The following is a 21,018-nucleotide window of genomic DNA, read 5'->3' as shown; positions in this document are numbered from 1 at the left end:
CACCAGATTCCTCTCATTTAAAATCGCCCCTCCCCCAGCATCTATACTTATCTTTTTGCTCTGTTTTCTCACTGGAGGAGTCATGCGGTGGATCCTGTTCATCCTCTTCTGCCTGCTGGGCGCACCTGCCCACGCGGTATCCATACCCGGCGTTACAACCACAACGACAACGGACTCAACGACTGAACCGGCCCCGGAACCGGATATCGAACAAAAAAAAGCGGCCTATGGCGCACTGGCGGATGTGCTGGATAATGACACCTCGCGTAAAGAATTGATCGACCAGTTGCGCACCGTCGCCGCTACGCCCCCTGCGGAACCGGTACCAAAGATCGTGCCGCCGACGCTGGTTGAAGAGCAAACCGTGCTGCAAAAGGTCACCGAAGTCAGCCGCCATTATGGTGAAGCCCTTTCCGCCCGCTTCGGGCAACTTTATCGCAATATCACCGGCTCCCCGCATAAGCCGTTTAATCCACAAACCTTCAGCAATGCGCTGACCCATTTTTCAATGTTAGCGGTATTAGTGTTTGGTTTTTACTGGCTGATTCGCCTGTGCGCACTTCCGCTGTATCGCAAAATGGGCCAGTGGGCGCGGCAAAAAAATCGTGAGCGCAGTAACTGGTTGCAGCTTCCGGCGATGATTATCGGGGCGTTTATTATCGACCTGCTGTTACTGGCACTGACATTATTTGTCGGTCAGGTTTTAAGCGACAACCTGAATGCGGGCAGTCGCACCATCGCTTTCCAACAAAGTTTGTTTCTCAACGCCTTTGCCCTGATTGAATTTTTCAAAGCTGTACTACGCCTGATTTTTTGCCCAAACGTGGCGGAGCTGCGCCCGTTCACGATTCAGGACGAGAGCGCCCGTTACTGGAGTCGTCGCCTGAGCTGGTTAAGCAGCCTGATTGGCTATGGCCTGATTGTGGCCGTGCCGATTATCTCTAATCAGGTGAATGTACAGATAGGTGCGCTGGCGAACGTCATCATTATGCTGTGCATGACGGTCTGGGCGTTGTACCTGATCTTTCGTAATAAAAAAGAGATTACCCAGCATTTGCTCAACTTCGCGGAGCATTCGCTGGCCTTTTTCAGCCTGTTTATCCGCGCCTTTGCGCTGGTGTGGCACTGGCTGGCAAGCGCCTATTTTATCGTGCTGTTTTTCTTTTCGTTGTTCGATCCGGGCAACAGCCTGAAATTTATGATGGGTGCAACGGTGCGCAGCCTGGCGATTATTGGTATCGCAGCATTTGTTTCCGGTATGTTTTCCCGCTGGCTGGCGAAAACCATCACTCTCTCGCCACATACTCAGCGTAACTATCCGGAGCTGCAAAAACGGTTGAATGGCTGGCTGTCGGCGGCGCTGAAAACGGCGCGTATTCTGACCGTCTGCGTGGCGGTAATGTTGCTGTTGAGCGCATGGGGATTGTTCGATTTCTGGAACTGGCTGCAAAACGGTGCGGGGCAGAAAACCGTAGATATCCTGATCCGTATCGCACTCATTCTTTTCTTCTCGGCGGTTGGCTGGACGGTGCTCGCCAGTTTGATCGAAAACCGGCTGGCTTCGGATATTCATGGCCGCCCGCTACCCAGCGCCCGTACGCGTACCCTGCTGACGCTGTTCCGTAACGCGCTGGCGGTGATTATCAGTACCATCACCATCATGATTGTGTTGTCGGAAATCGGCGTCAATATCGCACCATTGCTGGCAGGTGCCGGTGCATTGGGGCTGGCTATCTCTTTTGGTTCGCAAACGCTGGTGAAAGATATTATCACCGGCGTATTTATTCAGTTTGAAAACGGCATGAACACTGGAGATTTGGTGACTATCGGGCCGTTGACCGGCACAGTGGAACGGATGTCGATTCGCTCCGTGGGCGTGCGTCAGGATACCGGGGCGTATCACATCATTCCGTGGTCTTCGATAACCACCTTTGCTAACTTCGTCCGCGGCATTGGTTCGGTGGTGGCAAATTACGATGTTGATCGCCATGAAGATGCTGATAAAGCCAATCAGGCACTGAAAGATGCGGTAGCTGAATTGATGGAAAACGAAGAAATTCGCGGGTTGATTATCGGTGAACCGAACTTTGCCGGGATTGTCGGCTTAAGCAATACCGCATTTACACTGCGTGTTTCGTTCACCACGCTGCCACTCAAACAGTGGACGGTCCGCTTTGCCCTCGACAGCCAGGTGAAAAAACATTTCGACCTGGCGGGTGTTCGCGCGCCGGTACAGACTTATCAGGTGCTGCCTGCTCCGGGCGCGTCCCCGGCTGAACCGCTGCCGCCGGGGGAGCCAACGCTTTAACGTTGGCGATTGACAAAACGGCGGCGCTGCTCGTCGTTCATAAAGGTCCAGGCAATAAAGCGACTCTGCTTTTGCCCCTGGGCCATCTCTTTTTTAACCACCTTCACCGCGCCAACGTCCGTCAGGGCACGATACAATGGCGGTAAGTTTTCACCACGAGATACCAGTGAGGTAAACCACATCACCTGCTTCGCGAAGCCTTTGCTCTCTTCAATCATCTTTTTGATAAAAGCGACTTCACCGCCTTCACACCACAACTCCTGTTGCTGACCACCAAAGTTCAGTACATCGTCTTTGTTCAGCCCCAAGTTACGGCGTTTACGTTCACTACCTGCCCGTGCCGCAGCGGCGGAATCGTGGAATGGCGGGTTACACAAGGTCGCGTCGTATTGCTCGTTTTTATGGATGATGCCGTTAAAAATCGCCCCACTCTCTTTTTGCCGACGCAGACGAATGGCGCGGTTAAGCCCCGGATTAGCACTGATGATCGCCTGCGCACTGCTTAACGCCTGGCTGCTGGTTTCACTACCGGTAAAACGCCAGCCATATTCATGTACGCCAATCAGCGGGTAAATACAGTTCGCACCAACACCGATATCCAGAATGCTGGCATTCGCTGGAATTGATCCTGTTGCTTCTGCCAGTAAATCGGCAAGGTGATGAATATAATCCGCCCGGCCCGGTACTGGTGGGCAGAGAAAACCGTCGGGGATATCCCAGTTCGCTACGGCGTAAAAATGGGCCAGCAACGCCTTATTGAGCGCCTTCACCGCCAGCGGATTGGCAAAGTCTACGCTTTGCTCCCCGGCGGGTGTAAGCGTGAGGAATTGCCTGAGTTCAGGATTGACCTGACAAAGCGTGGCGAGATCGTAGCGGCTGTGATGACGGTTGCGCGGATGCAACCCCGGTTTCTGGGCGGACATAGCATTCTCCTTTAAGCAGCGGCGTAAGATACCCGCATAACGCGACAGGGTAAATATCTGGCTGCGTTTATCATTTCTATAAACCTTCACATGGCTATGGTTTATGGCAATTCATCATAAAAATCATCATTATGCATGTCATTGATTTGTCTTGTTTTGTAAAAATATATCGTTCAAAAAACAAGCGCATCTCTGTCAATTTTTTGCGTCATTTTCATCGCCCAGGCGACCTACACTTATCAGGCACTACCCGTTGTATTTATGAGGATGTCATTATGAAAAAGTGCCTCACACTACTGATTGCCACCGTCCTGAGCGGAATCTCTCTCACGGCTTATGCCGCGCAACCGATGAGTAACCTGGACAGCGGTCAGCTACGGCCCGCCGGTACCGTTTCGGCAACTGGCGCATCAAACCTAAGCGATCTGGAGGATAAACTGGCAGAAAAAGCGCGCGAGCAAGGCGCGAAAGGTTATGTCATTAATTCCGCGGGCGGAAATGACCAGATGTTCGGTACTGCAACCATCTACAAATAACCCCACCAACGTAACTGCATTCGCCTCTGGATGCAGTTTTCGCCTGTTTTGTAATCAAAAAACATCAAATATGAACGCAATGTAAATAAATGTATTTCTTTTTCGCGCAATGGGTGATAGAAAATCGCGCCAAGTGATAATGCTTATCAAAATTATTATCACTTGCACGAACGCTATCACGAGATTAACAGTGGCATCGCATCCGCAGAGAGGCTTTCTCGTGGCAGTGAAAATTTCAACATATAAGAAAAAGTCACCTGCAAAATGGAAAACAATCGCAATTTCCCTGCCAGACAATTTCATTCGCTCACGTTCTTTGCCGGTCTTTGTATTGGCATCACGCCTGTGGCTCAGGCACTCGCCGCCGAAGGGCAAGCAAACGCGGATGACACGCTGGTTGTCGAAGCATCAACGCCTTCGCTTTATGCGCCACAACAATCTGCCGATCCGAAATTCTCGCGTCCGGTAGCGGATACTACCCGCACGATGACGGTGATTTCTGAACAAGTGATTAAAGATCAGGGCGCAACCAACCTTACCGACGCGCTCAAAAACGTCCCCGGCGTGGGTGCGTTTTTTGCGGGTGAGAACGGTAACTCCACCACTGGCGACGCCATTTATATGCGCGGTGCCGATACCTCTAACAGTATTTATATCGATGGCATTCGCGATATCGGCAGCGTCTCGCGCGACACCTTCAATACCGAGCAGGTCGAAGTGATTAAAGGGCCGTCCGGCACCGACTACGGGCGCAGCGCACCGACGGGCTCGATCAATATGATCAGCAAGCAGCCGCGCAATGATTCGGGCATTGACGCCTCCGCGAGTATTGGCAGCGCCTGGTTCCGCCGCGGCACGCTGGACGTCAATCAGGTCATTGGTGATACCACTGCGGTGCGCCTGAACGTGATGGGCGAAAAAACGCACGATGCCGGACGCGACAAAATCAAAAATGAGCGTTACGGCGTCGCCCCTTCTGTCGCTTTTGGCCTTGGTACAGCGAATCGTTTGTATCTTAATTATCTGCATGTCACCCAGCACAACACGCCAGACGGCGGCATTCCGACCATCGGTTTACCGGGTTATTCTGCCCCATCTGCGGGAACAGCGGCTCTGAATCATTCCGGAAAAGTTGATACTCATAACTTTTACGGCACGGATTCCGATTACGACGATTCGACCACCGACACCGCTACTATGCGTTTTGAGCACGACATCAACGATAACACCACCATTCGCAATACTACCCGTTGGTCGCGCGTGAAGCAGGATTACCTGATGACGGCGATTATGGGCGGGGCGTCGAATATTACCCAGCCCACCAGCGATGTGAATAGCTGGACCTGGTCACGCACGGCGAATACTAAAGATGTGAGTAATAAAATTCTCACCAACCAGACCAACCTGACCTCGACGTTCTATACCGGTTCTATCGGTCATGATGTCAGTACCGGCGTGGAATTTACCCGTGAAACGCAGACTAACTACGGCGTTAATCCGGTGACGTTACCTGCGGTAAATATTTATCATCCTGACAGCAGCATTCATCCCGGCGGCCTGACGCGCAACGGCGCAAACGCCAATGGTCAGACGGATACCTTCGCAATTTACGCCTTCGATACGCTGCAAATCACCCGTGATTTTGAGCTGAACGGCGGGATCCGTCTGGATAATTATCATACTGAATATGACAGTGCCACCGCCTGCGGCGGCAGCGGACGCGGTGCCATCACCTGCCCTGCTGGCATGGCAAAAGGTTCTCCGGTCACCACCGTCGATACCGCTAAGTCGGGCAATCTGGTGAACTGGAAAGCCGGGGCGCTGTATCACCTGACGGAAAACGGCAATGTCTATATTAACTATGCCGTTTCCCAGCAGCCTCCGGGCGGCAACAACTTCGCCCTTGCGCAGTCTGGCAGCGGTAACAGTGCCAACCGCACCGATTTTAAACCACAAAAAGCCAACACCAGCGAGATTGGCACCAAATGGCAGGTTCTGGATAAACGCCTGTTGCTCACCGCCGCGCTGTTCCGTACTGATATCGAAAATGAAGTTGAGCAAAATGATGACGGAACTTACTCGCAATACGGTAAGAAACGCGTCGAAGGCTATGAGATATCCGTGGCCGGGAATATCACTCCCGCGTGGCAGGTGATTGGCGGCTATACCCAGCAAAAAGCAACCATCAAAAACGGCAAAGATGTTGCCCAGGATGGTTCCTCATCGCTGCCGTATACCCCGGAGCACGCCTTTACCTTATGGAGCCAGTATCAGGCAACCGATGATATCTCTGTTGGTGCGGGCGCACGCTATATCGGCAGTATGCATAAAGGTTCTGACGGCGCGGTGGGAACGCCAGCGTTTACCGAAGGTTATTGGGTCGCCGACGCTAAACTGGGGTATCGGGTTAATCGCAATCTCGACTTCCAGCTAAACGTCTACAACCTGTTTGATACCGATTACGTCGCCTCAATCAACAAGAGCGGCTACCGTTATCACCCGGGCGAGCCAAGAACCTTCTTGCTCACGGCCAATATGCATTTCTGATTCAGATGTGGGGCGCAGGCCCCACTTTTTGGAGAACTTGTATGATGTACCACATTCCCGGCGTGCTATCGCCAAAGGACGTCGCCCGTTTTCGCGAACAACTGGAACAAGCCGAATGGGTGGATGGACGCGTCACCACCGGCGCACAAGGTGCGCAAGTTAAGAACAATCAACAGGTAGACACCCGCAGCGCGTTATACGCCGCACTGCAAAATGAGGTGCTGAACGCGGTTAACCAACATGCATTGTTCTTTGCCGCTGCCTTGCCGCATACCCTTTCCACGCCGCTGTTTAATCGCTATCAGAACAATGAAACTTATGGTTTTCATGTGGATGGCGCAGTACGCAGTCACCCACAAAACGGCTGGATGCGCACTGACCTTTCTGCCACGCTGTTTTTAAGCGATCCACAAAGCTACGACGGCGGCGAACTGGTCGTTAATGACACCTTCGGGCAACATCGGGTAAAACTTCCGGCAGGCGATCTGGTGTTGTATCCCTCCAGCAGCCTGCATTGCGTGACGCCCGTAACCCGCGGCGTACGAGTGGCATCATTTATGTGGATCCAGTCGATGATCCGCGATGATAAAAAGCGCGCCATGCTGTTCGATCTGGACAACAATATTCAGTCGCTGAAAAGCCGCTACGGCGAAAGTGAAGAGATCCTGTCGCTGCTCAATCTTTATCATAATCTGCTGCGGGAATGGTCGGAGATCTGACGCTTGAACTGCCCGAGTTCGTCCCTATATTAGCTACACTTAACTGTACAAGTATTGATATGGGGAGGACGATATGGCATCCGGTTGGGCTAACGATGACGCCGTCAACGAACAGATCAACAGTACAATTGAAGATGCGATTGCCCGCGCTCGGGGTGAAATTCCGCGTGGTGAAAGCCTGTATGAATGTGAAGAGTGCGGAGCCCCCATCCCGCAAGCCCGTCGGGAAGCCATTCCTGGTGTGCGCTTATGCATTCATTGTCAGCAGGAGAAAGATTTACAAAAACCAGCTTATACAGGATATAATCGCAGAGGTTCGAAAGACAGCCAGTTACGTTAACTACAACTGGCGGGATGTATAGCGAGTATAATTTGTATTTTGCGTGGCATTCCGTGCCTTTAACGCTGTCGTGACTGCCACGCTGCATAAAACAAGTCCATAAGTTCAACAAATAAATGGGTTATCAGTATGTTAGATATCAATCAATTTATTTGAACAAGGCGGTCAATTCTCTTCGATTTTATCTCTCGTAAAAAAACGTGATACTCATCACATCGACGAAACAACGTCACTTATACAAAAATCACCTGCGAGAGATTAATTATGAAAACTATCAATACTGTTGTTGCTGCTATGGCTCTGTCAACTTTGTCATTTGGCGTGTTTGCCGCGGAACCGGTAACGGCATCCCAGGCACAGAACATGAATAAAATCGGCGTGGTTTCTGCCGATGGCGCATCCACCCTCGATGCCCTGGAAGCGAAACTGGCTGAGAAAGCGGCGGCAGCCGGTGCTAGTGGATACAGCATCACTTCTGCCACCAACACCAATAAATTAAGTGGTACTGCGGTAATTTATAAGTAATTCGTAGGACGGATAAGGCGTTTACGCCGCATCCGGCAACAGATGCCTGATGCGACGCTACCGCGTCTTATCAGACCTACAAAATCCGAACCGTTGGCTGGATCAGGCGTTTACGCTACGTCCAGCACAAGTATTTCCCTGTCTGTTTGCCGACAGACGCATATGCTCTAACCCTCATTGATCCTATGTTACCCTTGTTTGCCCGTCCGCCACTGGACGGGCTTTTTTTTAGCTGGCTAACTGCTGACAGAAAGCCTGCAACGTCTCTTCCGGCATACCAATCTGCCGCGCCGCATCACAAATGGCCTGCCAGCTTCCCGCATCCAATGGAATCCCCTGCTCCTGCCGTTCGAGACGCGTGTTAACTTCCCACTCGCCCGGTAGCAAAATCGGCTTATCGTCATCATGCGGCGAGGCTTTCACCCACTCGGCAAAGGCTTCGGTCTGCGCGCTACAATCCGGCGCGCCGAACAGCTCCGGATTGATGATGATGGTGGTCATGCAGTTAAGAATGGCATCGGGGCTGGTTTGCAACGTTTCCTGATGCGTCGTTTTACCGCCAGAAAGCGCCCCACCAAGAATTTCACACATTGCTGCAAGGGCGTAGCCTTTATGTTCGGCAAAGGTCAACAGCGAACCCAACGGCGACTCCTGCATTACCGCCGGATTGGTCGTCGGCACGCCGTTAACGTCAATCAGGCAACCTGGCGGCACGGGGATGCCTTTATGCCAGGCGACGCGGGTTTTGCCAAATGCGATGGCGCTGGTGGCGTAATCAAGCAACAGCGGGAAATTATCTTTACGAGGGAAAACCACACAGAACGGATTGGTGCCAAAGCGGCTGTCGCGACCGTGGAACGGCGCGACCATTGGAATACCGACCACGCTAACAAAGTGGATAGAGACAAACCCCGCTGCTGCACACTGCTCCGCCCAGTAACCGATACGGCCGATATGATGCGAGTTATGTAGCGCCACGGCAGCAATACCGTGCTGATGCGCTTTCTCAATCCCCAGCGCCATCGCTTCGTGTGCTGCGACCTGACCAAATGCGCGATCGCCATCGAGCGTGACCGCCGCCCCCGCCTCTTTAACGATTTTGGCATGGTGGTTAATTCGCAGATGCCCCTGACTCCAGGAACGCACATAGCTTGGGATCATGCCAATACCATGTGAATCATGCCCTGCCAGGTTTGCCGCTATTAAATGATCGGCAACTAATTTCGCTTCTTGTTCCTCGCTACCCATCTGACGAAATACAGCCTGAATAAAACTGTGCAACGTCTGAGCATCAAAGCGATGACCACTTTCCATGGTTAACTCCTGTTTATGTTATGTGTTTGTTGTTTTTTTATGCTGCACGCCGGGCGCGGGAAGGTCAATAAAGATGCAGGAATTTCATATTACGGTGGGGTAAAAGCCGGATGACGTGGCTCATCCGGCTGAGATAAAAATTAAAATGCCTGATTAACGCGCGCCAGGCCATCGCTGATAGTTGCCGCTTCCCCCGTAGCCACCAGGCAGCAAGCCATCTGGATTTTCAGCGATTCGGGAATCGGTTCGCTGCCAGCCAGGCAACGCTCAATCCACTGCGCCGTGGTTTCCGGATCTTTTGCTTGCGGCAGTAACTCGCTACCAGCAGGGTCCTGTTTTTCATACAGCACCCGCATCCCTTCATGGTCGATCAAATTGATCTGCGGGCAGCGTTGCGGATTAGCATACACTTCACCTTCAGTACCATGCATTAGTAACGCCCGCCCGCCGATATCGCTAAAGAACTTCGCGACGCGTCCAATGTATTCCGGATGCGAAACGCTGGAAAGACGCAGTGCCTCACCTTCGGCAAATGGCGTCGCCAGTTTCGCCAGGGTATGTGCACTGTTACGCACGCCCATCCGCCAGCGCATCGCCAGTTGTTTTTCCAGCGGCGGGCAAAACGCGCCGACAGGCATAAACACCGGTTGATGTTCGTCGAGCTTCGCCTGCGCCTGCCCGCCGTGCAACGTTGGCGTAATACCCATCAGTTCGAAAATGGTTTCTGTCAGCACGCGGGTTGGATCTTCGCTAACCCCGTGAACCACCACAGGAAAACCGAGTTTGTGCAGGAGAATCGCCAACAACGGCGTCAGGTTGGCCTGTTTACGCGCGCCGTTGTAACTGGGGATGACAATCGGCATCGGCTTGTCTGCAGGCGGCGTCAGCTTGATGGTGTGATTTTGCATGGCTTCGTAAAAGCCGAGCATCTCTGCTTCCCCTTCCCCTTTGATACGCAGCGCAATCAATACGCCGCCCAACTCAAGGTCAGGGACTTCACCATTGAGCATATGGGCATACAGGCCGCGCGCAGTATCCCGGTCTAAATCGCGCGCGTGGTTTTTCCCGCGCCCGATCTCTTTAATGATTTTGCGATAGTCCATTTACGACTCCTTACCTGACTCACATCATTAACGCCGCCGACGGCGTGGGGATTTCGTTTTTTCTTTCTTTTTAACTATACCTTCAGGGACTTCCGGTTGCTCTATCGGAAATACCGGTAATGCATCCAGTAGCCGCTTGCCGTAGTTTTTGGTGAGCAAGCGTTTATCGTAAATCACCACTTCGCCCCAGCAACCGTGGCTTCGAATCAGTCGCCCAACCTGCTGAATCAGGTTAAACGAGGCACTCGGCAGGCTTTGCACCTCAAACGGATAGCGGTTGAGGCTTTTCAGCCATTCCCCTTCGGTGATCACCACCGGGCTGTCGATGGGCGGAAAAGCGATTTTGTGGATATGCACCTGGCTGAGCAGATCACCTTTCAAATCAAGTCCTTCGGCAAAGGACTGTAAGCCCACCAGCACACTACGCTCACCGTTGGCAACGCGTTTGCGGTGCAGTTCAACTAAGCGATAACGCGGCTGATCGCCCTGCACCAGCAACATCAGGCGTAAATCCGTCACATAGTCGAGAAACCGCTGCATCGCCCGTCCGCTGGCAAACAGTACCAACATACCGAGATGTTTTTTGCTCTCCACCTGCTCACGGAAAAAGGCTGCCATTTCAGCAATGTGCTGCTCTTCGTTGTCGATGGAAGGCTCAACGCGCATCCGGGGAATAACAATTTTGCCCTGTTCGCAGTGGTTAAAGGGGGAATCCAGCGCCACAAAACGGTCGCCCGCTTTCTCTTTCAGCCCGCTCATCTCCTGCAAACGCGAAAAACTGTTCAGCGAACGTAAGGTCGCGGAAGTGATAATAATGTGCGGAATACTGCGCCACAGCAGCCTTTCCAGCTGATCGCTGACACGAATACCCACACAGTGAAACCAGAGATGTAGCTGCCCTTCGCGCTCTTCCCGCGTCGCCCATTTGGTCACCGGCGCACCGGAAGATTGCGCCAGAGACGCCAGCCGCCAGAGTTTGCTTTGCGCCTCGAACATCCCCAGCGCGCGGTTCATCTGCAAAATCAACCGATGCAGACGTACAATGTCATGGCTGCCGGTTTTCTCACTTAAATCGTTAAGAAATAACTCCGCCAGACCACGCAGCATCTCGGTGAGTTTTGCCAGCCGCTGGCAGATCTCCAGCACTTCATCAGGTAGTACGCCCATCGCAAAACGGTGTTCTGCCTCCTGCCCGGCAGGCATGTAGAGATTGAGAATGTTGTTTAACGAGGCGATAAGCTCATACAACTCTTCACAATGCGCATTCAAACGCTCGGGGATCGCCAGCGGTGGGATGGTCTTCGGGCGAAACTGCTCCATACAGGTAGCGACCAGTTTCGTGAACAAGTCCAGTTGCAGCCGATACCAGGGCGCGGTGATTTCGGCGCTCATCTCCAGCGCATCCCGCGCCACATCCGGCAGGTGATGACCTTCGTCCAGCACCAGCAGTAAATTTTTCGGGTCAGGCAATACGGCTTCGCTTTCCATCGCCGCCATCACCAGCGCATGGTTTGCCACCACCACTTCCGCTTCCTGAATCTCCCGACGAGCGACAAAAAACGGGCATTCGCGATAGTAATAACAGTTGCGGTTGAGGCAGCTGGCTTTGTCGGTACTTAAACGACGCCAGAGATCGTCATCTATAGCAATATCCGTATGATCGCGCAGACCATCCCATTTATAAGTATCGAGATCGCCCTTAAGTTTCGCACAACGTTTTTGCTCTTCCTGATTATTTGGCGTCAGTTCGTCGTCAAGAAACGCCAGCAGATCCTGTTGCGTGGGTTCAGTACTGGCAAGCGCCGTCAGATTACGCGGGCAAACGTAGCGCCCACGCCCAAAAGCGGCAGTGAATTTAAGATCGGGAATGATCTTTTTCAGCAGCGGTAAATCTTTGCTGTAAATCTGATCCTGCAACGCCACGTTGGCGGTACTCACCACCAGCGTTTTTTGCTCTTCGCGGGCAATGGCGATGCCGGGGATCAAATAGGAGAGCGTTTTCCCAACGCCGGTGGGAGCTTCAATCGCCAGATGCCGCCCTTCTTCTCCGGCCAGCGTTTTGGCGACGTCCGCAATCATCTGCCGCTGCGGCGCACGGGGAATAAAGTCGGGGATCTGTTCCTGAAGCGCCTTATACCAGGCGGCAATTTGCGCTTTAAGCGCGGCGGTTAATGCCATGAGAAAACCTGAAATACTGTATAAACAGCCAATATTGTGGCATTTTTCGGTTTTCAGGGGTAATGGTTTTTCTGTTTCTGGAAAGCGACTCGCAATAACCACCAACATAATGCGGTTTAATGCCCGTTCGAGCACAAAGGATCCAACACGTCATGCAAGACACCACCATAAATTTCTACAGCACCGGCGATGACTACGGTGATTTTTCTAACTTTGCCGCCTGGCCCATTAAGGTTGACGGGAAAACCTGGCCCACCTCAGAACACTATTTCCAGGCACAAAAATTCCTTGATGAAAAATACCGCGAAGAGATCCGTCGGGTTTCTTCCCCTATGGTCGCCGCTCGCATGGGGCGTGATCGTTCCAAGCCACTTCGTAAAAACTGGGAGTCGGTCAAAGAACAGGTGATGCGAAAAGCGCTTCGCGCTAAATTCGAACAACATGCAGAACTGCGTGCGCTCTTGCTGGCAACCGCGTCCGCAAAACTGGTTGAGCATACGGAAAATGATGCTTACTGGGGAGACGGTGGTAATGGTAAGGGCAAGAATCGACTGGGCTACCTTTTAATGGAGTTGCGTGAACAATTGGCTATAGAGAAGTAACATCTCGGGTGACTTATGGGCGATAAAACAGAGAAATCTTTTTGCCGCGTTCTCAAATTGCTGACAAGTGCTTGTTGTGAAATGCCGGATGCGGCGCAAACGCCTTATCCGGCCTACAAAAGCATGCAAATTCAATATATTGCAGAGTTCATGTAGGCCTGATAAGCGTAGCGCATCAGGCAGTTTTGCGTTTGCCATCAGGCTCAGTTGCCGGGCATAGCCCGGCATCAAAAGATTACTGCGCAGCGGCAGGTTTACGCGGACGGCGGCGACGTTGTTGTTCGCCTGCCGGTTTGGCATCGCCGAGGCGACGAGACGGTTTTTCTCCAGGTTTAGCGCTTGCAGATTTTGCGCCACCTTCTCCACGGCGTGGTTGCTGTTGACCGCGACCACCACCTTGCCCACGACCGCCGCCGCCACGTTGCTGGCGACCGTTCTGGATTGGTTCGGCTTTGATTGACGGGTCCGGCTCATAGCCCGGAATCGCAATGCGCGGGATCTCTTTTTTCAGCAGTTTTTCGATATCACGCAGCAGTTTGTGTTCATCAACACACACCAGCGACAACGCTTCACCGGTAGCAGCCGCACGACCGGTACGCCCGATACGGTGGACATAATCTTCCGGTACGTTTGGCAGTTCATAGTTGACCACGTGCGGCAGCTCTTCAATATCCAGGCCGCGCGCAGCGATGTCAGTTGCCACCAGTACACGAATATCGCCCGATTTAAAATCAGCCAGCGCACGGGTACGCGCACCTTGCGATTTATTGCCGTGGATCGCCGCACTGCGGATGCCATCTTTATTGAGCTGTTCAGCCAGATGGTTAGCGCCATGTTTGGTACGGGTAAACACCAGCACCTGCTGCCAGTTCCCTTTCCCAATCATGTGCGACAACAATTCGCGTTTGCGTTTCTTATCAACAAAGTGAACATGCTGGGTCACCTGATCAGACGCGGTATTGCGGCGTGCCACTTCGATTTCCAGCGGGTTGTGCAACAGTTTTTCCGCCAGAGCTTTAATATCGTCAGAGAAGGTCGCGGAGAACAACAGGTTCTGGCGCTTCGCAGGTAGTTTTGTTAACACGCGACGGATATCGTGGATAAAGCCCATGTCGAGCATGCGGTCAGCTTCATCGAGGACGAGGATTTCAACCTGATCCAGCTTCACCGCATTCTGATGTTCCAGGTCCAGCAGACGTCCCGGCGTTGCCACCAGCACATCAACGCCGCCGCGCAACTTCATCATCTGCGGGTTAATGCTGACACCGCCAAACACCACCAGCGAACGAATGTTCAGGTATTTGCTGTAATCACGGACGTTTTCGCCAATCTGCGCCGCCAGTTCACGGGTCGGGGTAAGAATGAGCGCACGTACCGGACGACGCCCTTTGGCGTGCGGCTGGCGAGTAATCAGGTGTTGCAACAGCGGCAGCGTAAAGCCCGCTGTTTTGCCGGTGCCGGTCTGGGCACTGGCCATCAGGTCGCGGCCTTCCATCACCGCAGGGATCGCCTGCTGCTGAATAGGGGTGGGTTCACGGTAACCCTGCTCGGCAACGGCGCGCAGGATATCAGGGCTTAAACCCAAAGAATCGAAAGACATAACTACTCCGAACCGCCCCGACCGTTACCGGTGTAGTTTTCAGGGAGATACTGAAAAGGAAAATGACAAAAACCACAATGTCATGAGGGAGCGGAGTGTAGCAGTTTTTGTGACGCAGCGCATAAATTATCCCTGTGACTGGCGTTGCTAAAATTCTTAGCCATACTGGACAACTCTCATATGGAGTCATAATCTTAATCAATCATTTGATTAAGAATGGACTGTGCGATGAATAATCCTGCCATGACAATCAAGGGTGAACAGGCGAAAAAACAGCTGATTGCTGCCGCACTGGCGCAGTTTGGTGAATATGGAATGAACGCCACCACCCGCGAGATAGCCGCCCAGGCCGGGCAGAATATCGCTGCCATCACCTACTACTTCGGTTCGAAAGAGGATTTGTACCTCGCCTGCGCCCAGTGGATTGCCGATTTTATTGGCGAGCAGTTCCGTCCGCACGCCGAAGAGGCCGAACGCTTGTTCGCACAACCACAGCCAGATCGGGCTGCCATCCGTGAACTGATCCTTCGCGCCTGCAGGAACATGATTAAGCTGCTCACCCAGGATGACACTGTCAACCTCAGCAAGTTTATCTCCCGTGAGCAGCTCTCTCCCACGGCAGCCTACCACCTGGTGCACGAACAGGTGATTAGTCCGCTACACAGCCACCTGACACGCCTGATTGCCGCCTGGACCGGCTGCGACGCCAATGACACCCGCATGATCCTTCATACCCATGCGTTGATTGGTGAGATTCTGGCGTTTCGTCTTGGCAAAGAAACAATTCTGTTACGTACCGGCTGGACCGCGTTCGATGAAGAAAAGACCGAACTGATCAACCAGACGGTGACCTGTCATATCGACCTGATTTTGCAAGGATTATCGCAAAGGAGTTTGTAGTGATGAAAAAACCTGTCGTGATCGGACTGGCGGTAGTAGTACTTGCCGCCGTGGTTGCCGGAGGCTACTGGTGGTATCAAAGCCGCCAGGATAACGGCCTGACGCTGTATGGCAACGTGGATATTCGTACGGTGAATCTTAGTTTCCGTGTTGGGGGGCGCGTTGAATCGCTGGCGGTGGACGAAGGTGATGCTATCAAAGCGGGCCAGGTGCTGGGCGAACTGGATCACAAGCCGTATGAGATTGCCCTGATGCAGGCGAAAGCGGGCGTTTCGGTGGCGCAGGCGCAGTATGACCTGATGCTTGCCGGGTATCGCGATGAAGAAATCGCTCAGGCCGCCGCAGCGGTGAAACAGGCGCAAGCTGCCTATGACTATGCGCAGAACTTCTACAACCGCCAGCAAGGACTGTGGAAAAGCCGCACCATTTCGGCAAATGACCTGGAAAATGCCCGCTCCTCGCGCGACCAGGCGCAGGCAACGCTGAAATCGGCACAGGATAAATTGCGTCAGTACCGTTCCGGTAACCGCGAACAGGATATCGCCCAGGCAAAAGCCAGCCTCGAACAGGCGCAGGCGCAACTGGCGCAGGCGGAGCTGAATTTACAGGACTCAACGTTGATAGCCCCGTCTGATGGCACGCTGTTAACGCGCGCGGTGGAGCCAGGCACGGTTCTCAATGAAGGTGGCACGGTGTTTACCGTCTCGCTGACGCGTCCGGTGTGGGTACGCGCCTATGTTGATGAACGTAATCTTGACCAGGCCCAGCCGGGGCGCAAAGTGTTGCTTTATACCGATGGTCGCCCGGACAAGCCGTATCACGGGCAGATTGGTTTCGTTTCACCGACTGCTGAATTTACCCCGAAAACCGTCGAAACGCCGGATCTGCGTACCGACCTCGTCTATCGCCTGCGTATTGTGGTGACCGACGCCGATGATGCGTTACGCCAGGGCATGCCAGTGACGGTACAATTCGGTGACGAGGCAGGACATGAATGATGCCGTTATCACGCTGAACGGCCTGGAAAAACGCTTTCCGGGCATGGACAAGCCCGCCGTCGCGCCGCTCGATTGCACCATTCATGCCGGTTATGTGACGGGACTGGTAGGGCCAGACGGTGCGGGCAAAACCACGCTGATGCGGATGCTGGCGGGATTACTGAAACCCGACAGCGGCAGTGCCACAGTGATTGGCTTTGATCCAATCAAAAACGACGGCGCGCTGCACGCCGTGCTCGGCTATATGCCGCAGAAATTCGGTCTGTATGAAGATCTGACGGTGATGGAGAACCTCAATCTGTACGCGGATTTGCGCAGCGTCACCGGCGAGGCACGGAAGCAAACTTTTGCTCGCCTGCTGGAGTTTACATCTCTTGGCCCGTTTACCGGACGCCTGGCGGGCAAGCTCTCCGGTGGGATGAAACAAAAACTTGGCCTGGCCTGTACCCTGGTGGGCGAACCGAAAGTGTTGCTGCTCGATGAACCCGGCGTCGGCGTTGACCCTATCTCACGGCGCGAACTGTGGCAGATGGTGCATGAGCTGGCAGGCGAAGGGATGTTAATCCTCTGGAGTACCTCGTATCTCGACGAAGCCGAGCAGTGCCGTGACGTGTTACTGATGAACGAAGGTGAATTGTTGTACCAGGGAGAACCGACGGCCCTGACACAAACCATGGCCGGACGCAGCTTTCTGATGACCAGCCCGCACGAGGGCAACCGCAAACTGTTGCAACGCGCCTTGAAACTGCCGCAGGTCAGCGACGGCATGATTCAGGGGAAATCGGTACGACTGATCCTCAAAAAAGAGACCACACCAGACGATATTCGCCATGCCGACGGGATGCCGGAAATCAACATCAACGAAACTACGCCACGTTTTGAAGATGCGTTTATTGATTTGCTGGGCGGTGCCGGAACCTCGGAATCGCCGCTGGGCGCAATATTACATACGGTAGAAGGCACACCCGGCGAGACGGTGATCGAAGCGAAGGAACTAACCAAGAAATTTGGTGATTTTGCCGCCACCGATCACGTCAACTTTGCCGTTAAACGCGGGGAGATTTTTGGTTTGCTGGGACCAAACGGCGCGGGTAAATCGACCACCTTTAAGATGATGTGCGGTTTGCTGGTACCGACCTCTGGCCAGGCGCTGGTGCTGGGCATGGATCTGAAAGAGAGTTCCGGTAAAGCGCGCCAGCATCTCGGCTATATGGCGCAAAAATTTTCGCTCTACGGCAACCTGACGGTCGAACAGAATTTACGCTTTTTCTCTGGTGTGTATGGCTTACGCGGTCGGGCGCAGAACGAAAAAATCTCCCGTATGAGCGAGGCGTTCGGCCTGAAAAGTATCGCCTCCCACGCGACCGATGAACTGCCATTAGGTTTTAAACAGCGGCTGGCACTGGCCTGCTCGCTGATGCATGAACCGGACATTCTGTTTCTCGACGAACCGACGTCCGGCGTTGATCCCATCACCCGCCGTGAATTTTGGCTACATATCAACAGTATGGTAGAGAAAGGCGTCACGGTGATGGTCACCACCCACTTTATGGATGAAGCGGAATATTGCGACCGCATCGGCCTGGTGTACCGCGGGAAATTAATCGCCAGCGGCACACCGGACGATTTGAAAGCGCAGTCGGCCAACGATGAGCAACCCGATCCCACTATGGAGCAAGCCTTTATTCAGTTGATCCACGACTGGGATAAGGAGCATAGCAATGAGTAATCCGATCCTGTCCTGGCGTCGCGTGCGGGCGCTGTGCGTCAAAGAGACACGGCAGATCGTTCGCGATCCGAGTAGCTGGCTGATTGCGGTAGTGATCCCTCTGCTGCTGCTGTTTATTTTTGGCTACGGCATTAACCTCGACTCCAGCAAGCTGCGGGTCGGGATATTGCTGGAACAGCGTAGCGAAGCGGCGCTGGATTTCACCCACACCATGACAGGTTCGCCCTACATCGACGCCACCATCAGCGATAACCGTCAGGAACTGATCGCCAAAATGCAGGCGGGGAAAATTCGCGGTCTGGTGGTTATTCCGGTGGATTTCGCCGAACAGATGGAGCGCGCCAACGCCACCGCACCGATTCAGGTGATCACCGACGGCAGTGAGCCGAATACCGCTAACTTTGTGCAGGGGTATGTCGAAGGGATCTGGCAGATCTGGCAAATGCAGCGAGCGGAGGACAACGGGCAGACTTTTGAACCGCTTATTGATGTACAAACCCGCTACTGGTTTAACCCGGCGGCGATTAGCCAGCACTTCATTATCCCCGGTGCGGTGACCATCATCATGACGGTCATCGGCGCGATTCTCACCTCGCTGGTGGTGGCGCGAGAATGGGAACGCGGCACCATGGAGGCTCTGCTCTCTACGGAGATTACCCGCACGGAACTGCTGCTGTGTAAGCTCATACCCTACTATTTCCTCGGGATGCTGGCGATGTTGCTGTGTATGCTGGTGTCGGTGTTTATTCTCGGCGTGCCGTATCGCGGGTCGCTGCTGATTCTGTTTTTTATCTCCAGCCTGTTTTTACTCAGTACCCTGGGGATGGGGCTGCTTATTTCCACGATTACCCGCAACCAGTTCAATGCCGCTCAGGTCGCCCTGAACGCGGCTTTTCTGCCGTCGATTATGCTTTCCGGCTTTATTTTTCAGATCGACAGTATGCCCGCGGTGATCCGCGCGGTGACGTACATTATTCCCGCACGTTATTTCGTCAGCACCCTGCAAAGCCTGTTTCTCGCCGGGAATATTCCGGTGGTGCTGGTGGTGAACGTACTGTTTTTGATCGCTTCGGCGGTGATGTTTATCGGCCTGACGTGGCTGAAAACCAAACGTCGGCTGGATTAGGGAGAAGAGCATGTTTCATCGCTTATGGACGTTAATCCGCAAAGAGTTGCAGTCGCTGCTGCGCGAACCGCAAACCCGTGCGATTCTTATTTTACCCGTGCTGATTCAGGTGATCCTGTTCCCGTTCGCCGCCACGCTGGAAGTGACTAACGCCACCATCGCCATCTACGATGAAGATAACGGCGAGCATTCGGTGGAGCTGACCCAACGTTTTGCCCGCGCCAGCGCCTTTACTCATGTGCTGCTGCTGAAAAGCCCACAGGAGATCCGCCCAACCATCGACACACAAAAGGCGTTACTACTGGTGCGTTTCCCGGCTGACTTCTCGCGCAAACTGGATACCTTCCAGACCGCGCCGTTGCAGTTGATCCTCGACGGGCGTAACTCCAACAGTGCGCAAATTGCCGCCAACTACCTGCAACAGATCGTCAAAAATTATCAGCAGGAGCTGCTGGAAGGAAAACCGAAACCTAACAACAGCGAGCTGGTGGTACGCAACTGGTATAACCCGAATCTCGACTACAAATGGTTTGTGGTGCCGTCGCTGATCGCCATGATCACCACTATCGGCGTAATGATCGTCACTTCACTTTCTGTTGCCCGCGAACGTGAACAAGGTACGCTCGATCAGCTACTGGTTTCGCCGCTCACCACCTGGCAGATCTTCATCGGCAAGGCCGTACCGGCATTAATTGTCGCCACCTTCCAGGCCACCATTGTGCTGGCGATTGGTATCTGGGCGTATCAAATCCCCTTCGCCGGATCGCTGGCGCTGTTCTACTTTACGATGGTGATTTACGGTTTATCGCTGGTGGGATTCGGTCTGTTGATTTCATCACTCTGCTCGACACAACAGCAGGCGTTTATCGGCGTGTTTGTTTTTATGATGCCCGCCATTCTCCTTTCCGGTTACGTTTCTCCGGTGGAAAACATGCCAGTATGGCTGCAAAACCTGACGTGGATTAACCCTATTCGCCACTTTACGGACATTACCAAGCAGATTTATTTGAAGGATGCGAGTCTGGATATTGTGTGGAATAGTTTGTGGCCGCTACTGGTGATAACGGCCACGACAGGGTCAGCGGCGTACGCGATGTTTAGACGTAAGGTGATGTAACTTCTTATCTTTCGCCAGCAAAGACACCACCGCCGGGCCGGCAAGGATTGCCAGCCCTGCAATCGCCAGCAAAAAGTTGTTTTCCAGTACGCGGGACAACAGCCACAGCACAATCAGCGCTGCGCCAAAATACCAGGTCGTGGTCAGCTCTTCCAGCACGTCTGCCACCTCACGCCAGCGTTGCTCGGGGTGGCGCTGAAACACCAGCATCATCACTACCGTGACACAATACAGTGCGCATAATCCCACGCCGACGTGAACCAGAGTCTTACTCATCCAGCCCACCACCAGCAGCGCCACTACCAGTAAATGCAACATAATCTGCCAGCAACTTAGACCCGTTGCGACACGAACACGTTGTTGCCACTTCATGGCTTCTCTCCTGAAGAATTTATCTCTACTTACTCAGAGTACCGAACTTTACGGAAAATTCCGTAAGACCGCACCTTTTTG

General features: G+C 53.3%; 19 protein-coding genes. 12 read left to right on the top strand and 7 right to left on the bottom strand.

What is annotated here, in order from left to right; translation table 11 throughout:
• Positions 1 to 82 precede the first annotated feature (82 nt).
• Complete coding sequence (gene ybiO, locus G434_RS01810; RefSeq protein WP_001267252.1) at positions 83 to 2,308, top strand: mechanosensitive channel protein; 2,226 nt, start codon at positions 83 to 85, stop codon at positions 2,306 to 2,308.
• On the opposite strand, the gene rlmF is transcribed toward ybiO, so the two are convergent.
• Positions 2,305 to 3,231, bottom strand: coding sequence for a 23S rRNA (adenine(1618)-N(6))-methyltransferase RlmF (rlmF, locus tag G434_RS01815; protein WP_001305954.1), 927 nt, complete (start codon positions 3,229 to 3,231; stop codon positions 2,305 to 2,307). The genes ybiO and rlmF overlap by 4 nt on opposite strands.
• 275 nt (positions 3,232 to 3,506) lie before the next feature.
• On the opposite strand from rlmF, the gene mcbA reads away from it, so the two are divergent.
• The 5 genes from mcbA to ybiJ all read left to right on the top strand — a co-directional run bounded on the left by mcbA (position 3,507) and on the right by ybiJ (position 7,898).
• Positions 3,507 to 3,767, top strand: a complete 261-nt coding sequence (gene mcbA / locus G434_RS30110) for a DUF1471 family periplasmic protein McbA (protein WP_000710619.1) — start codon at positions 3,507 to 3,509, stop codon at positions 3,765 to 3,767.
• Positions 3,768 to 4,031: 264 nt separating this feature from the next.
• Positions 4,032 to 6,314, top strand: coding sequence for a catecholate siderophore receptor Fiu (locus G434_RS01825; RefSeq protein WP_000430000.1), 2,283 nt, complete (start codon positions 4,032 to 4,034; stop codon positions 6,312 to 6,314).
• A gap of 41 nt (positions 6,315 to 6,355) precedes the next feature.
• The gene (gene ybiX / locus G434_RS01830) at positions 6,356 to 7,033 is read left to right on the top strand and encodes a PKHD-type hydroxylase YbiX (protein WP_000990140.1); all 678 of its coding nucleotides are present in this window, start codon (positions 6,356 to 6,358) and stop codon (positions 7,031 to 7,033) included.
• A 73-nt stretch (positions 7,034 to 7,106) separates the two neighbouring features.
• Positions 7,107 to 7,373 (top strand): C4-type zinc finger protein YbiI, encoded by a 267-nt coding sequence (ybiI, locus tag G434_RS01835; RefSeq protein WP_000146357.1) that lies wholly within the window; start codon positions 7,107 to 7,109, stop codon positions 7,371 to 7,373.
• A gap of 264 nt (positions 7,374 to 7,637) precedes the next feature.
• Positions 7,638 to 7,898: a DUF1471 family protein YbiJ gene (ybiJ, locus tag G434_RS01840; RefSeq protein ID WP_000849302.1), complete on the top strand. Its 261-nt coding sequence runs from the start codon at positions 7,638 to 7,640 to the stop codon at positions 7,896 to 7,898.
• Positions 7,899 to 8,000: 102 nt separating this feature from the next.
• Here the strand turns inward: ybiJ and ybiE are convergent, their stop codons facing one another.
• The 4 genes from ybiE to dinG all read right to left on the bottom strand — a co-directional run bounded on the left by ybiE (position 8,001) and on the right by dinG (position 12,493).
• Entirely contained in the window at positions 8,001 to 8,060 is a 60-nt protein-coding gene (gene ybiE, locus G434_RS30555; protein WP_211180490.1) for a protein YbiE, read from the bottom strand.
• Between the two features lie 66 nt (positions 8,061 to 8,126).
• A complete protein-coding gene (gene hcxB / locus G434_RS01845; protein ID WP_000443544.1) occupies positions 8,127 to 9,212 on the bottom strand; it encodes a hydroxycarboxylate dehydrogenase HcXB in 1,086 nt (361 codons plus the stop codon).
• 140 nt (positions 9,213 to 9,352) lie between these two features.
• Positions 9,353 to 10,315 carry a DNA-binding protein YbiB gene (gene ybiB, locus G434_RS01850; protein WP_000386513.1) on the bottom strand — a complete coding sequence of 321 codons (963 nt, stop codon included), beginning with the start codon at positions 10,313 to 10,315 and terminating at the stop codon, positions 9,353 to 9,355.
• A gap of 27 nt (positions 10,316 to 10,342) precedes the next feature.
• Positions 10,343 to 12,493: an ATP-dependent DNA helicase DinG gene (gene dinG, locus G434_RS01855; RefSeq protein ID WP_001309370.1), complete on the bottom strand. Its 2,151-nt coding sequence runs from the start codon at positions 12,491 to 12,493 to the stop codon at positions 10,343 to 10,345.
• A gap of 119 nt (positions 12,494 to 12,612) precedes the next feature.
• Here dinG and ybiA point away from each other — a divergent pair, with 119 nt between their 5' ends.
• On the top strand, positions 12,613 to 13,095 hold the full coding sequence (gene ybiA, locus G434_RS01860; RefSeq protein ID WP_001145139.1) for an N-glycosidase YbiA: 483 nt from the start codon (positions 12,613 to 12,615) through the stop codon (positions 13,093 to 13,095).
• Positions 13,096 to 13,330: 235 nt separating this feature from the next.
• Here the strand turns inward: ybiA and rhlE are convergent, their stop codons facing one another.
• Positions 13,331 to 14,695 (bottom strand): ATP-dependent RNA helicase RhlE, encoded by a 1,365-nt coding sequence (gene rhlE, locus G434_RS01865; protein ID WP_000007147.1) that lies wholly within the window; start codon positions 14,693 to 14,695, stop codon positions 13,331 to 13,333.
• A gap of 228 nt (positions 14,696 to 14,923) precedes the next feature.
• Between rhlE and cecR the strand changes: the two genes are divergently transcribed.
• From cecR to G434_RS01890, 5 genes are read left to right on the top strand one after another with little or no spacing between them, the layout of a single operon-like run.
• Positions 14,924 to 15,595, top strand: a complete 672-nt coding sequence (cecR, locus tag G434_RS01870; protein ID WP_001296991.1) for a DNA-binding transcriptional regulator CecR — start codon at positions 14,924 to 14,926, stop codon at positions 15,593 to 15,595.
• 2 nt (positions 15,596 to 15,597) lie between these two features.
• Positions 15,598 to 16,593 (top strand): secretion protein HlyD, encoded by a 996-nt coding sequence (gene hlyD, locus G434_RS01875; RefSeq protein ID WP_000743444.1) that lies wholly within the window; start codon positions 15,598 to 15,600, stop codon positions 16,591 to 16,593.
• A complete protein-coding gene (locus G434_RS01880) occupies positions 16,586 to 18,322 on the top strand; it encodes an ATP-binding cassette domain-containing protein (RefSeq protein WP_001309369.1) in 1,737 nt (578 codons plus the stop codon). The genes hlyD and G434_RS01880 overlap by 8 nt, the downstream gene beginning before the upstream one ends.
• Complete coding sequence (locus G434_RS01885; RefSeq protein ID WP_000070131.1) at positions 18,315 to 19,448, top strand: ABC transporter permease; 1,134 nt, start codon at positions 18,315 to 18,317, stop codon at positions 19,446 to 19,448. Before G434_RS01880 ends, G434_RS01885 begins: the two co-directional genes overlap by 8 nt.
• A gap of 10 nt (positions 19,449 to 19,458) precedes the next feature.
• Positions 19,459 to 20,565, top strand: coding sequence for an ABC transporter permease (locus G434_RS01890; RefSeq protein WP_000469031.1), 1,107 nt, complete (start codon positions 19,459 to 19,461; stop codon positions 20,563 to 20,565).
• On the opposite strand, the gene G434_RS01895 is transcribed toward G434_RS01890, so the two are convergent.
• The gene (locus G434_RS01895) at positions 20,527 to 20,937 is read right to left on the bottom strand and encodes a YbhQ family protein (RefSeq protein ID WP_000871982.1); all 411 of its coding nucleotides are present in this window, start codon (positions 20,935 to 20,937) and stop codon (positions 20,527 to 20,529) included. The genes G434_RS01890 and G434_RS01895 overlap by 39 nt on opposite strands.
• Positions 20,938 to 21,018: the final 81 nt, after the last annotated feature.

Source organism: Escherichia sp. KTE172, assembly GCF_000408845.1.
Lineage (GTDB): Bacteria > Pseudomonadota > Gammaproteobacteria > Enterobacterales > Enterobacteriaceae > Escherichia > Escherichia coli.
The sequence above is the reverse complement of the archived record's forward strand: the minus strand, read 5'-3'. Positions and strand labels throughout refer to the sequence as shown.

Bases quoted from the DNA above. Each gene is read 5' to 3' on its own strand.
- hlyD (WP_000743444.1), top strand. From the start codon at position 15,598: ATGAAAAAACCTGTCGTGATCGGACTGGCGGTAGTAGTACTTGCCGCC.
- G434_RS01825 (WP_000430000.1), top strand. From the start codon at position 4,032: ATGGAAAACAATCGCAATTTCCCTGCCAGACAATTTCATTCGCTCACG.
- rlmF (WP_001305954.1), bottom strand. From the start codon at position 3,231: ATGTCCGCCCAGAAACCGGGGTTGCATCCGCGCAACCGTCATCACAGC.
- ybiI (WP_000146357.1), top strand. From the start codon at position 7,107: ATGGCATCCGGTTGGGCTAACGATGACGCCGTCAACGAACAGATCAAC.
- G434_RS01895 (WP_000871982.1), bottom strand. From the start codon at position 20,937: ATGAAGTGGCAACAACGTGTTCGTGTCGCAACGGGTCTAAGTTGCTGG.
- dinG (WP_001309370.1), bottom strand. From the start codon at position 12,493: ATGGCATTAACCGCCGCGCTTAAAGCGCAAATTGCCGCCTGGTATAAG.
- mcbA (WP_000710619.1), top strand. From the start codon at position 3,507: ATGAAAAAGTGCCTCACACTACTGATTGCCACCGTCCTGAGCGGAATC.
- ybiO (WP_001267252.1), top strand. From the start codon at position 83: ATGCGGTGGATCCTGTTCATCCTCTTCTGCCTGCTGGGCGCACCTGCC.
- ybiA (WP_001145139.1), top strand. From the start codon at position 12,613: ATGCCCGTTCGAGCACAAAGGATCCAACACGTCATGCAAGACACCACC.
- hcxB (WP_000443544.1), bottom strand. From the start codon at position 9,212: ATGGAAAGTGGTCATCGCTTTGATGCTCAGACGTTGCACAGTTTTATT.
- ybiX (WP_000990140.1), top strand. From the start codon at position 6,356: ATGATGTACCACATTCCCGGCGTGCTATCGCCAAAGGACGTCGCCCGT.
- ybiB (WP_000386513.1), bottom strand. From the start codon at position 10,315: ATGGACTATCGCAAAATCATTAAAGAGATCGGGCGCGGGAAAAACCAC.
- rhlE (WP_000007147.1), bottom strand. From the start codon at position 14,695: ATGTCTTTCGATTCTTTGGGTTTAAGCCCTGATATCCTGCGCGCCGTT.
- G434_RS01880 (WP_001309369.1), top strand. From the start codon at position 16,586: ATGAATGATGCCGTTATCACGCTGAACGGCCTGGAAAAACGCTTTCCG.
- G434_RS01885 (WP_000070131.1), top strand. From the start codon at position 18,315: ATGAGTAATCCGATCCTGTCCTGGCGTCGCGTGCGGGCGCTGTGCGTC.
- G434_RS01890 (WP_000469031.1), top strand. From the start codon at position 19,459: ATGTTTCATCGCTTATGGACGTTAATCCGCAAAGAGTTGCAGTCGCTG.
- ybiJ (WP_000849302.1), top strand. From the start codon at position 7,638: ATGAAAACTATCAATACTGTTGTTGCTGCTATGGCTCTGTCAACTTTG.
- cecR (WP_001296991.1), top strand. From the start codon at position 14,924: ATGAATAATCCTGCCATGACAATCAAGGGTGAACAGGCGAAAAAACAG.